Genomic DNA, 12485 nt, shown 5'->3' on the forward strand with positions numbered 1-12485 from the left:
TCAGGCGGAGGCGGACTCGGGGTCCGGGCTGCCGTCGACGGTCTCGACGGCCTTTGCCGCCTTCGCCGCCTTGGCACGCTCTTCCGCCGCGGCGTGGATCGCGCGCCAGGCGGACTCGGCGGCTTGTTGCTCCGCCTCCTTCTTGCTGCGGCCGGTGCCGGTGCCGTACGAGACGCCTCCGACGCGGGCGGCAGCAGTGAAGGTCTTCTCGTGATCGGGGCCGGTCTCCGTGACCAGGTACTCGGGGACGCCGAGCCCTTCGGTCGCGGTGAGCTCCTGGAGGCTGGTCTTCCAGTCCAGGCCGGCACCGAGGTTCGAGGACTTCTCGATCAGCGGGTCGAACAGGCGGTGTACCAGTTCGGAGGCCGCGTCGAGGCCCTGGTCGAGATAGACCGCGCCGATCACCGCTTCGAGGGTGTCGGCGAGGATGGATGCCTTGTCCCGGCCGCCCGTGCCCTCTTCACCCCGGCCGAGCCGGATGAAGGAGCCGAGTTCAAGGCCGCGACCGACCTCCGCCAGCGCACGCGAGTTGACCACCGCGGCCCGCAGCTTGGCCAGTTGGCCTTCGGGCAGGTCGGGGTGGGTGCGGTACAGCGTGTCCGTGACGACGAGGCCGAGCACGGAGTCCCCGAGGAACTCCAGCCGCTCGTTCGTCGGCAGGCCGCCGTTCTCGTACGCGAAGGAACGGTGGGTCAGCGCACGCACCAGAAGGGCGGACTCGAGCTGATAGCCGAGCCGCCCTTCCAGAAGCGTGTGGGACGAGGCCGTGTTCTCCGCCGGGCCACCTCCGCTTGCGCGGAGAGACTGCTTCTTGGCGTCAGACATTGAGCCTCTCACCAGCCGCTCAGACCTCGAGGACCTGGCGCTTGTTGTAGGTGCCACAAGACGGGCACGCGATGTGCTGCAGCTTGGGCTCGTGGCAGCGCTCGCACGCAACCAGGGTGGGGACCGCAGCCTTCCACTGCGACCGGCGGTGGCGCGTGTTGCTGCGCGACATCTTCCGCTTCGGAACAGCCACGGCTACTTCTCCTGCTTCTCGTCGGCGTGCGCTGAAGGAAGCGCGCCGCCGCTCATCTCGTCCTTCTCGCCGTCTCCGAGTGAACCGGCGAGTCCCTGCAGTGCCGCCCAACGAACGTCGACGGCGTCGTGGTGGTGGTCCGGGTCGTCCGTGAGCCGCGCTCCGCACTCGGAGCACAGGCCCAGGCAGTCGTCCTGGCACACCGGCTGCATCGGCAGTGCGAGCACCACCGCATCGCGCAGCACGGGCTCGAGGTCGAACAGGCCGTCCTCGATGAAGAGCCTGTCCTCGTCTTCCTCGGCGTCGTCGACCGGCTCCGCCTTGGGGCGGCCCCGGTCATCGGCGTCAGGGTACGAGAACATCTCCTGGAAGTCCGCTTCGAGCTCCAGCTCCAGCGGCTCCAGACACCTTACGCACTCCCCCTCGGCCTGTGCACGGACGGTGCCTGTGACGAGCACCCCTTCCATGACCGACTCGAGCCGGAGTTCGAGCTCCACCGGAGCGCCTTCCGGCACTCCGATCACTCCCTGGATCCCGAGATCCTTGGGAGCGTCGATCTCGCGGGTCAGGCGCTGCAGCGCACCGGGCCGCCGCCCCAGCTCATGCGTGTCGAACACGAGAGGCTTGCGGTGGTCGAGGCGGGCGTTCAGGGCCATTCCTGCTTTCGATCTGCTGAGCTCGGGGCCGCCGCCCTTCGGTGTTCCCGGGCAGCGGTGATCGCGGACGTACACACGACCGAAGAGCCAGGATACTGGAGCTTTCGCCCACAGCCCAATCGGGTGGGTGCGACCCCGTCCCGACAGGTCCTACAGGCCGCGTTCCTGCTCGTAGGCGCGCAGTTGTTCGGCACTGATCATGCCGGTGTCGAAGAGGCTGGTCTCGTCGAGCGCGTACCCCTGCTGGGACTGGTGCTGCTGGGGCTGGTGCGACTGCTGGGGCTGTTGCGCGGCCTGGTGGGGGTCGTAGGCGGCCTGCTGGGTGTCGTAGCCCTGATGGGGGGCTCCTGCCGCCTGACCGTATTCGAAGGTGGAGGAGTAGGGGTCGGCCTGCTGGTAGCCGTACGCGTCCTGCTGGCCGTAGCCCTGCTGTTGGCCGTAGGCGCCGGCGTACGGGTCCGGCTGCTGCTGGTAGGCGGCGTAGGCCTCCTGCGGCTGCTCGTACGGCTGCTGGGCGGGCTGGCCGGCCGCCGCCGCGTCCTGCTCGGCGAGGGCGGTCAGGTCGGCGAGGTAGTCGGCGTCGGAGGAGTGCTGGAACGTCGTGCTGTCGTCGGCGAGTGCGCCGAGGTCGTCCGTGGCGATGCGGCCGTGCAGCTTCTGACGGCCGCGGCCGACCGCCTCCAGGGTTTTGGCGAGAACGGCCTCGAAGGCGCCCAGCTTGGTGTCGACGTAGGTGTCGGCGTCGCGGCGCAGGGTCTCCGGGTCGTGGCTGCGCTCGGGGGCGTCCTCGTCCTCGTAACCGTTCTCGTCGACGCCCGGGCCGGTGCCGAGGAGCTTCTCGCGGCCGCGGCCGACGGAGCCGAGCGTCTTGGTGAGGACGACCTCGAAGTTCGCGAGCTTGGAGTCGACGTAGTCGTCGGCCTCCGCACGGACGTCCTCGGCCTCCTTGCGGGCCTCGGCGAGGATGCGGTCGGCCTCGGCCTGGGAGCGACGGGCGATCTCGGTGTCGGAGATGAGGGAGCCGCGCTCGGCGTGCGCGGTGGAGATGATCCGCTCGGCCTCCTGGCGGGCCTGCTCGACCATCTGGTCCCGGCCGCCGATCAGCTCCTGGGCCTGGGCGAGCGAGTCGGGCAGAGCCGCGCGCACCTCTTCGAGCAGGGCGAGCAGGTCCGCGCGGTTGACCACGCACGAGGCCGACATCGGCATCGACCGGGCACTGGAGACCGCCGTGACGATCTCGTCGAGCTTCTTCTGCACGTCCACCGGTTGCTCGCCACTCTCTACAGCTGTGTTGGAGACGGACGGGACGACTGTAGCCCCATCAGTCCGCCCGCAGGCGTTCGTTGAGCGCCTCCAGGACGATCGCCGGAACGAGGTGGGAGACGTCCCCGCCCCAGGTGGCGACCTCCTTGACCAGGGAGGAGGAGAGGAAGCTGTAGGTGGGGTTGGTGGGCACGAACAGCGTCTCGACGCCCGAGAGGCCGTTGTTCATCTGGGCCATCTGCAGCTCGTAGTCGAAGTCGCTGACCGCGCGCAGGCCCTTGACGATGGCCGGGATGTCGCGCTGCTTGCAGAAGTCGACGAGGAGGCCGTGGAAGGCCTCGACGCGGACGTTGCCGTACTCGGCGGTGACCTGGCGGATCAGGTCGATCCGCTCGTCGATCTCGAACAGGCCCTTCTTGGACTTGTTGATCATGACCGCGACATAGACCTCGTCATACAGACGGGAGGCGCGGGAAATGATGTCGAGGTGTCCGTTGGTGATCGGGTCGAACGACCCGGGACAGACGGCACGGCGCACTTGTGGTCCCTCGCTCTCCGGTCCGGTCATCGCGCGTCTTCGCACGTAGAGGCGGCGCGACCGTACCAAAACGTTCCCTCGCCGTAGCGACGGGCCCGGAGCGCTTCGAAGCCGTCCGGCCAGTGGAACTCCCCGCCTCTGGTGCTGCGCTCCACGGTGACGATCGCCTCCGGCGCGAGCCAGCCTCCCGAGCGGAGTGTGAGGAGAATCTCCCGGAGATCGTGATCTGTGACGGCGTACGGCGGATCGAGGAAGACGATGTCGTACGGAGCTGTCGGCGCCGGTGTCCGGATGATCTGTTCGGCTTTGCCCGACCTCACCTCGGCGCCGGGGAGGCCGAGACTCTTGACGTTCTCGCGGATCGTGCGGGCCGCTCTGGCGTCTGCCTCGACGAGGAGGGTGTGGGCGGCACCCCGGGAGAGGGCCTCCAGTCCTACGGCGCCCGAGCCCGCGTAGAGGTCGAGGACGCGTTCGCCGTCCAGGGGGCCGCCGAGGAGCGATTCCCAGGTGGAGAGGAGACCTTCGCGTGCGCGGTCGGAGGTGGGGCGGGTTCCGTTGCCGGGTGGGACGGTCAGGCGGCGGCCCCCGGCCTTGCCGGCGATCACGCGGGTCATCTTCGGTCCTTGTTCGGGGGCGGTTACGGAACCAGTTTGGCAGCTGGTCCGTCGTGGTTGCTCGCCCTCGCGCGGCGGTAGCCGCATATCCACTGCGGCCCCGCGCGCCCGGGCGGTCGGCTCACCCCTTTTCCAGGTACTGCTCCCTCTCCTCGTCCACGAGGGCGTCCAGTGCCGTCCGCAGTCCAGGCAGGCTGGTCAGCTCGGGGTCTGCCGCCACGACCTCCGTCGCCTCCTCCCTCGCTTCCGCGATGATCTCCTCGTCCTCGATGACGGCCAGGACCCGCAGGCTGGTCCGAGTACCCGACTGGGCCTGGCCCAGGACGTCGCCCTCGCGGCGCTGTTCCAGGTCGATGCGGGAGAGTTCGAAGCCGTCGAGGGTGGCGGCGACCGCGTTGAGGCGCTGACGGGCCGCGCTCGCCTCCGGCATCTCCGTCACCAGCAGGCAGAGGCCGGGGGCCGAGCCACGCCCCACCCGGCCACGCAGCTGGTGCAGCTGGGAGACGCCGAAGCGGTCGGCGTCCATGATCACCATCGCGGTGGCGTTCGGGACGTTGACGCCGACCTCGATGACGGTCGTGGCGACCAGGACGTCGGTGTCGCCCGCGGCGAAGCGGCGCATCACGGCGTCCTTGTCGTCGGGCGGCATGCGGCCGTGCAGGACTTCGACCCGCAGGCCCTGGAGGGGGCCTTTGGAGAGCTGGTCGGCCGTTTCCAGGACGGCGAGCGGCGGGCGCTTCTCGGCCTCGTCCTCCGCGGACTTCCTGGCCTTCTTCGGGTCGTCCTCCTCGTCGCCGATCCGGGGGCAGACGACGTACGCCTGATGGCCGTTGCTCACCTCCTCGCGCACGCGCTCCCACGCGCGCGCCAGGAAGTGGGGCTTGTCCGCGGCCGGGACGACATGGCTGGCGATCGGCGAGCGGCCGGCCGGGAGCTGGTCGAGGACGGAGGTCTCCAGGTCGCCGAAGACGGTCATGGCGACGGTGCGCGGGATGGGCGTGGCCGTCATGACGAGCAGGTGCGGGGGTTGCTTGCCCTTGCCGCGCAGGGCGTCGCGCTGTTCGACGCCGAAGCGGTGCTGTTCGTCGACCACGACCAGCCCGAGGTCGTGGAACTGGACCTTGTCCTCGATCAGCGCGTGCGTGCCGATCACGATGCCTGCCTCGCCGGTGACCAGGTCGAGCAGGGCCTGGCGCCGGACGGCCGTCCCCATGGAGCCGGTGAGGAGTGTGACCTTGGTGGCCTTCTCGGCCGCGCCCAGCATGCCGCCCTCGGCGAGCTCGCCCATCATCTCGACGATCGACCGGTGATGCTGCTGGGCGAGGACCTCGGTGGGCGCGAGCATGGCGGCCTGGCCGCCGGCGTCGACTGTGGCGAGCATGGCGCGGAGGGCGACCATCGTGTTGTGGGTGACCGTGAAGTTGTCGGTAACGTAAGCGTGGCTCGGGTGGGCGACGCTGACGCACTGGACGGGCTTTCGTCCCACATACTCGACCGCGCGAATTCCGCGCCGGAAGGTGTCGTACTTCGGGCGGGGACCTACCTGTTCGGCCTTGCGCGTCAGCCTGAACGGGGCGTACAGGTCGGGCAGGGACACGGAGACGTTGAACGACGCCCGCTGCGGCAGGATCCGCGCCCGGCCCCCCAGCGAGCGGACCAGCCAGGCAACGTCCTCCGCAAGCCTGGGCGAGGCTGAGCAGAACGATGCGCTGAGGCCACCCGTGTGGACGGTGCCGTCGATGTCCATGAGCCCTTGGAGGACAGCGAGACGGTTTTTGATCGAGGTGTTCTTGAACACGTCGGGCACAAACTTGCCACGCGAGGTCACGCCCCAAAGGTTCATGTCCCGCAAGGCCTGGATCACCGGATTGCGCACGCCTCCATTGCGGCAGGTCAGCTGGATCGTGTAGCCGCAGCGGGATCCCTTCACCGGAACCAGCTGGCATTCGGGGGCCACGGCCGTCGCCGCTGCCTCACGGATTTCGGCGTCGATCGTGGACAGGCGCAGATTGTGCCGGAACGAGCCGTCTCCCAGCAGGAGGCCGAACAGGTAGGGATCGAGAGGCAGCCCGAAGTCGTCCCCAAGATCGACCGGAGTGGCTGCCGGAACGTACCACTTCGGAGATCCGTTGGCCTTGATGGCGTCCCGGCGGATCTCCCGAGTTGTCATGACCTTGGGAGCCTGACCACGGTGCCACGCACAACTCGTGCCAACGATCCAGAGATGTTCGTCGTCGCACTCGACGGAGCTTCCGTCGGAGAGGACCAGCCGCCAGACATCGCGCTCTCCCTGCGGAAAGACGCCGTCGATCAACGCGATCTCCCCGTCCGGCACGACCACTTCGTCACCGACTCGCAGGTCGCCCATCCGACGGAAACCGGCGGGAGTGAGCACCAGCGAGTCGAGGGGCTGAGCCTTACCCGAACCGACCTCTCCCTGGAGCAGTCGGTGCATCGGATGGTCCGTCGCCAGGTCGTCGAAGATCTCCTTGGAGACCTTCTGCTGGCCGTCCGTGAGGGTGAAGGGGAGGCGGGCGTCGAAGGCGGTGAGGAGGCCGTCGGGGGCGGGTCTGCGGGGGACGGCCGGGAGTTGGGCGTCGGCATGGCGGCGGCGGGCGAGGGCGACCTGGAGGACGAAGGCCTCGTCCCACTTCAGGCGGGCGCGGGCGTCGTCGATGTCGGCCTTGGTGTGCGGGCGGTGGATCTTGAGGAGGGCCTCGGGGAGGGTGACCAGGCCGCGGCCCTCGCGAAGGCCGGCGGGCAGGGGGTCGACGGCTTCCCGGGCGCTGGGCAGCACCGTCTGGATCGCCTTGCCGATCTTCCAGGACTCCAGTTTGGCGGTGGCGGGGTAGAGCGGGATGAGGGCGCCGGCCCAGGTGTCGACGGATTCGTCGGCCTCGCCCGGGTCGCCGCGCAGCAGTTCGTAGGCCGGGTGGGCCAGTTGGAGGCGGCGGTTGAACACCGAGACCTTGCCGGCGAACATCGCGCGCGTGCCGGGCAGGAGCTCTTTGTGGGGTTTGTGGACGCCGCTTCCGAAGAAGACCAGCTGAAGTCGGCCACTGCCGTCGGTGATCGTCACCTCCAGGCGCTGGCCCTTGCCCCGGGGGGCCTTGGCGGAGGCGAAGCTGTGCAGACGGGCGTCGGCGACCTGGGCGACCACGGTGACGTGCTCGTCCATGGGGAGGTCGGCGAGGTGGGTGAGCTGGCCGCGCTCCTCGTATCTGCGGGGGTAGTGGTGCAGGAGGTCGCCGACGGTGTGCAGGCCGAGGTGCTCGGCCATCACCTTCGCGGTGGCGGGGCCGAGCACTGACCTGAGCGGTTGTTGCAGTGGTTCTTCCAGTGCGGGCACGAGATCCATTGCACACCACGCCACTGACATTGCCGTATACGTGTCCTGAAACCCCTGGTCAGACGGCTCGTTCGGGCTCTAGGATGGCGCGCTCCGGCCATCATCCGCGGTCACCGCCCCACCGGGACCGCCCGACCCCGCGCCGTGCTCGTCCCCAGCCCGCGGCGCTGCAGCGATGGACTCCCAGACCTCACAGTCATCCCAGGCATCTCCGTCACCTCACACGTTCCAGGTCGACCTGCGTGGTCTGGTGGACCTGCTGTCCCATCACCTGTACTCCAGTCCCAAGGTCTACCTGCGCGAACTGCTGCAGAACGCCGTGGACGCCATCACCGCCCGGCGGACCGACGAGCCCGACGCCCCTGCCCGGGTGCGGCTGTTCGCCGCGGACGGCCGGCTTCGGGTGGAGGACTCCGGCGTCGGGCTCACCGAGGCCGATGTGCACACCCTGCTGGCCACGATCGGTCGCAGCTCCAAGCGCGCCGAGGGGTTGCAGGACGTCCGCTCGGACTTCCTCGGCCAGTTCGGCATCGGGCTGCTGGCCTGTTTCGTGGTCGCCGAGCGGATCCGCGTGGTCAGCCGCAGCGCCCGTACGCCGGACGCGCCGCCCGTGGAGTGGACGGCCCGCGACGACGGCTCGTACACCGTGCGGACGCTGCCCCACGAGGAGCGGCCCGAGCCGGGCACGACCGTGCATCTGGTGGCGCGGGCCGGCGCCGGGGAATGGCTCGCCGAGCCGCGGGTGCTGGCGCTGGCGCGGGACTTCGGCTCGCTGCTGCCGTACGACGTCCGTGTCGGCGAGGAGGCGGTCACCGATCTGCCCGCGCCCTGGGACCGGGCGTACGCCTCCCCCGCCGACCGGCGGGTGGCGCTGGCCCGGCACTGTCATGAGCTGTTCGGGTTCACGCCGTTGGACTCCGTCGGGCTGGATGTGCCGCTGGCGGGAATCCGCGGGGTGGCGTACGTGCTGCCGTCGGCGGTCAGCCCCGCGCAGCGGGCGGGGCACCGGGTGCACCTCAAGGGCATGCTGCTGACCGAGCGCGGAGAACAGCTGCTGCCCGACTGGGCGTTCTTCGTGCGCTGTGTCCTGGACACCGACAGTCTGCGGCCGACGGCCTCGCGGGAGTCGCTGTACGAGGACGAGACGCTGTCGGCGGTACGGGAGGCGCTGGGGGAAAGGATCCGGTCGTGGCTGACGGGTCTGGCCGCCGGTGATCCGGAGCGGCTCGCGGCCTTCCTCGAGGTGCATCACCTCGGCGTGAAGTCCCTGGCGCGGCACGACAGGGAGATGCTGCGCACGATGCTGCCGTGGCTGCCCTTCGAGACGACCGACGGACGGCTGTCGCTGGAGGAGTTCGCACAGCGGCACCCGGTGGTCCACTTCACGCGGACCGTGGAGGAGTACCGACAGGTCGCGGCGATCGCTTCCGCCCAGGGCATCGGGGTGATCAACGGCGGTTACACGTACGACAGCGAGCTGGTCGAGGCACTGCCGTCGGTGCGGCCGGGGACCGTGGTCTCCGAGTTGGACGCGGACACCGTGACCGCCCATCTGGACGCCGCCGATCCGGCCGACGAGCTGGCGCTGGCGGGCTTCCTGGCGGCCGCGCGGGCGAAGCTCGACCCGCTGGGCTGCGACATCGCGCTGCGGGCCTTCCATCCGCTGTCGGTGCCCGCGCTGCATCTCGACGACCGGGCGGCCCGGCACGAACAGGCGCGCGCGGAGGCCGAGGCACAGGCCGACGATCTGTGGGCGGGCATCCTGGGCTCGCTGCGCGGGAGCGCCCCGCGCGCGCGTCTGGTGCTCAACCATCACAACCCGCTGATCCGGCGGATCAGTTCGTTGAACGATCCCGAACTGATCGGCACCGCCACGGAGTCGCTGTACGGTCAGGCGCTGCTGATGGCACAGCGCCCGCTGCGGCCCGCTGACTCGGCGCTGCTGAATCGGGCGTTCATCGGTCTCCTGGAGTGGGCCACGCACGGGGAGTCCGCACCAGGGGAATCGACACAGGGGCAGGGGGACCACTGATGAGTGAGATCACGGACTTCGACTCCCTCCGCCGGGCGATGGCGGAGAACGGCGAGCAACCGGAGGGGCCGGCCCGCAACGCGCGCGCGGAGCAGCTGTTGCTGGAGGCCGAGAAGCTGAACATCCCGCTCGCGGTGATCGAGGCGCTCGGGCATCAGCTGAAGGTCTACAACTACAGCTCCGAGAAGGCGAAGATGTTCGTCCCGTTCGCGCGGCTGCTGCGCCTGTGGGACGAGCGGCCCGAGGACTTCGACGAGTACGAGACGCATTCGCTGCACTGGGTCTTCAAGTGGATGTCGGCCGGCATGCTCGACCAGCCGCATGTGCCGCTGGCGTCGGTGGAGAAGTGGCTCGGCGAGATGGAGCACCGCTACCGGCTCGCCGGGCACTCGGAGCGGGCGGTGCGCAGCGCCGAGTTCAGTGTGGCCGCGCATGTCGGGGACGTCCCGCGCGCGGAGCGGGCGTTCGCCGCCTGGATGGCCGCGGACCGGGACACCATGGCCGACTGTCACGCGTGCGAGCTGCACGGGCAGGGCTGGTGGCAGGCGGAGCGGGGGCGGGACGCGGAGGCGCTTCAGGTGTGGGCGCCGGTCCTGGAGGGCGAGTACACGTGCGCGCACGAGCCGCACACGGTGCTCGCGTCGTCCCTGGTGCCGTTGCTGCGGCTGGGGCGTGTGGAGGAGGCCCGCGCACACCATCTGCGGGGCTTCCGGCTGGTGCGGCCCATGGAGAGCATGCGGGGCGCCTACGCCGACCACGTCGAGTTCTGCGCGCTGACCGGCAACGAGGCGCGGGGTCTGGAGCTGCTCGCGGAGCGGCCTGCGTACTTCACGGACGAGGGGCAGCCGCGCAGCAGGCTGGATTTTCTGAGCGTCGTGGTCCTGCTCATGGAGCGCCTGTCCGAGCTCGGGCTCGGCGGTCAGCGGGTGCCGGGGACGGCCGGGCGGGAGTGGACGGCCGTCGAACTCGCGGCGCACGCGCGCGCGGAGGCTCTTGCGCTGGCCGCGCGGTTCGACGAGCGCAACGGCACGGGGCACGTCAGCGAGCGGGCACGCGCGCGGATGACGCAGCGGCCCCTGGTGGAGCGGTTGCCCTTGGGGGTGCGGGCGGCTCGCCCGGCCGCCGTCGTGGCCGCCGCGCCGCCCATGGCGCCGGCCCCGGTCCAGGAGGCCGACGAACCGGATCTGTCGGCCCTGATCGTCGAGGCCCGGCAGCTGTCGGACGCCCTGCAGCCGCACGCCGTCGAGGCGTGGGCGCGGGTGGCGCGGCTGGCGGAGGAGTCGGAGGGCGTGGAACTGGCGGCGCGCGACCGCGCGGAGATCGCCGACCACGAGGCGATCGGTCTGGGCCCCGAGGGCGCGGAAACGTTCGAGCAGGCCGCCGAGCTGTACGCGCAGGCGGGCGACCCCGGGGAGGCTCTGGCGGCACGCGTGCGTGCGGCGTACGTCCGTGCGCTGGCGGGTGAGGTCGACGAGGCGCTCGCGGCGGTCGCCGACCCCTACGACCTGGTCCTCGCGCTGTACGCCGACGGTGGCACGGAGGTGCCGCAGGCGGCGGGCGTGCTGATGGGTCGGGCCCGGATCCTGATGCGGCGCGTCCACGAGGCCGACGGGCAGGTGACGCAGACGGTGCTGACGGAGGCGGAGGCGGCCGTACGGGAGTTGCTGGCGCTGGTGGACGGGCGGGCCGGGAACGACGTACGGCTGGCCGCCCGGGTCGCCGAGGGGCACGCGATGCTCGCGGAGCTCGCGACGCACTCCGGGGATCCGGAGGCGGGCGCGGAGCTGTTGGCGCGGGCCGCGGCGGAGTTCGTCGAGGCGGGGCTGCCGTGGTTCGCCGTGGAGTACGAGGCCCGGCTGGCGGGTCTCGCCCACCAGTTGGGCGACATGGTGGAGGCGGAGCGGGCGCTGCGGGCGGCCCTGGAGCACGGCGGGCCGTTCCTGGAGGCGGCGGGGCGGGCCCAGCTGCACCTCCAGCTCGCCGAGGTCGTCGGGGACCGGGGGCAGGCCGCCGAGGCCGCGGAGCACGCCCTGGAGGCGGCGCACTGGGCCGACGAGGCGGGCGCCGGCCCGACCTTCGGCGCGTGGGCACGCCACCAGCTCGGCGGGTTCCTGGTGCGGCAGGGCCGCTGGGCCGAGGCCGCGGAGGTCCTGGAGTCGGCGCTGCCGGACCTGACCGCCGAGACGCACGGCGACGGCGCGGTCGTCCAGACGCAGTGGTGGCTCGGTGACTGTCTGAGCGAACTCGGGGAGCACCGGGACGCCGCGGAGCGTCGGCTCCAGGCCGCCGAGATCGCCCGGCACTGGCCCGAGCAGCACGACCACGCGACGCTGGCCCACCTCGCGGCAGAGTCGCTCGGCCAGGCCGGCCTGCACACCGAGGCGGACCAGGCCTACGCGCGCGCGGGCGAGCTGTGGCGCGACCTCGGCAACGTCCACGGGCTGGTCCGGTCCCTGCGCGCCCGCGCGTGGCTGGCGTTGCGCACCGAGGACGGGACGGACGCGGCACGCGACCTGATGACGCGTGCCGTGGAGGAGTGCGCGGACGCGTTCGACGCGGCGGACGACGAGGAGGCGCGGCTGCGGCTGGTCGGTGAACTCGGTCACACTCACCGCCAGTTCGGCGACCTGCTCGCCCGTTCCGCCGCCGAGGACGCCGACGACGACTCGATCCGGGCCGCCCTGGACGAGGCGCTCTCCCAGATGGCGGAGGCCGTCGCGGTGTTCGTCGCCCTGGGCGACAGCGCTCTGGAGGCCCGGACGGGTGCCGAGCTGGCCGCGGGCTGGCTGGAGAGCGACCTGGGCCGCCCCACCGCGGCGGCGGCACGCGCGCGTGCGGTGCTGAGGGCGTACGCGGACGCCTCCGCCGACGCCGGCGGCGAGCAGGGGGAGGACGAGACGGTGCACGCGCGGCGGGCCGAGGCGGAGCAGCTGCTGCAGGTCGCGGAGGAACAGAAGGATCGTTGAACGATCCCGGCAGGGGCAGGAAAGCCGGGAGCGAGAAAACAAGAGGGCG

The 12485-nt window shown here is 71.0% G+C and carries 9 protein-coding genes; 2 read left to right on the forward strand and 7 right to left on the reverse strand.

Translation table 11 applies throughout. The annotated features are described in order from the left end of the window. From rnc to B5557_RS12855, 7 genes are all read right to left on the reverse strand, one after another. Window positions 1-825, reverse strand: a complete 825-nt coding sequence (rnc, locus tag B5557_RS12825; RefSeq protein ID WP_079659251.1) for a ribonuclease III — start codon at window positions 823-825, stop codon at window positions 1-3. Window positions 826-844: 19 nt separating this feature from the next. Beyond that, window positions 845-1018 carry a 50S ribosomal protein L32 gene (rpmF, locus tag B5557_RS12830; protein ID WP_007493396.1) on the reverse strand — a complete coding sequence of 58 codons (174 nt, stop codon included), beginning with the start codon at window positions 1016-1018 and terminating at the stop codon, window positions 845-847. Between the two features lie 2 nt (window positions 1019-1020). Next, entirely contained in the window at window positions 1021-1674 is a 654-nt protein-coding gene (locus tag B5557_RS12835; protein WP_079659252.1) for a YceD family protein, read from the reverse strand. A gap of 150 nt (window positions 1675-1824) precedes the next feature. Continuing rightward, window positions 1825-2937 carry a cell division initiation protein gene (locus tag B5557_RS12840; RefSeq protein WP_079659253.1) on the reverse strand — a complete coding sequence of 371 codons (1113 nt, stop codon included), beginning with the start codon at window positions 2935-2937 and terminating at the stop codon, window positions 1825-1827. A 58-nt stretch (window positions 2938-2995) separates the two neighbouring features. Further along, entirely contained in the window at window positions 2996-3475 is a 480-nt protein-coding gene (gene coaD / locus B5557_RS12845) for a pantetheine-phosphate adenylyltransferase (protein WP_079659254.1), read from the reverse strand. A gap of 26 nt (window positions 3476-3501) precedes the next feature. Beyond that, window positions 3502-4089: a 16S rRNA (guanine(966)-N(2))-methyltransferase RsmD gene (gene rsmD, locus B5557_RS12850; protein ID WP_079659255.1), complete on the reverse strand. Its 588-nt coding sequence runs from the start codon at window positions 4087-4089 to the stop codon at window positions 3502-3504. A 121-nt stretch (window positions 4090-4210) separates the two neighbouring features. Beyond that, window positions 4211-7447: a helicase-related protein gene (locus B5557_RS12855; protein WP_079659256.1), complete on the reverse strand. Its 3237-nt coding sequence runs from the start codon at window positions 7445-7447 to the stop codon at window positions 4211-4213. 166 nt (window positions 7448-7613) lie between these two features. Here B5557_RS12855 and B5557_RS12860 point away from each other — a divergent pair, with 166 nt between their 5' ends. Together B5557_RS12860 and B5557_RS12865 are read left to right on the forward strand one after the other, a co-directional pair. Further along, complete coding sequence (locus B5557_RS12860; RefSeq protein ID WP_079659257.1) at window positions 7614-9470, forward strand: HSP90 family protein; 1857 nt, start codon at window positions 7614-7616, stop codon at window positions 9468-9470. Beyond that, the gene (locus B5557_RS12865; RefSeq protein WP_079659258.1) at window positions 9470-12436 is read left to right on the forward strand and encodes a hypothetical protein; all 2967 of its coding nucleotides are present in this window, start codon (window positions 9470-9472) and stop codon (window positions 12434-12436) included. The genes B5557_RS12860 and B5557_RS12865 overlap by 1 nt, the downstream gene beginning before the upstream one ends. Window positions 12437-12485 lie beyond the last annotated feature (49 nt).

Source organism: Streptomyces sp. 3214.6, assembly GCF_900129855.1.
Taxonomy (GTDB): domain Bacteria; phylum Actinomycetota; class Actinomycetes; order Streptomycetales; family Streptomycetaceae; genus Streptomyces; species Streptomyces soliscabiei.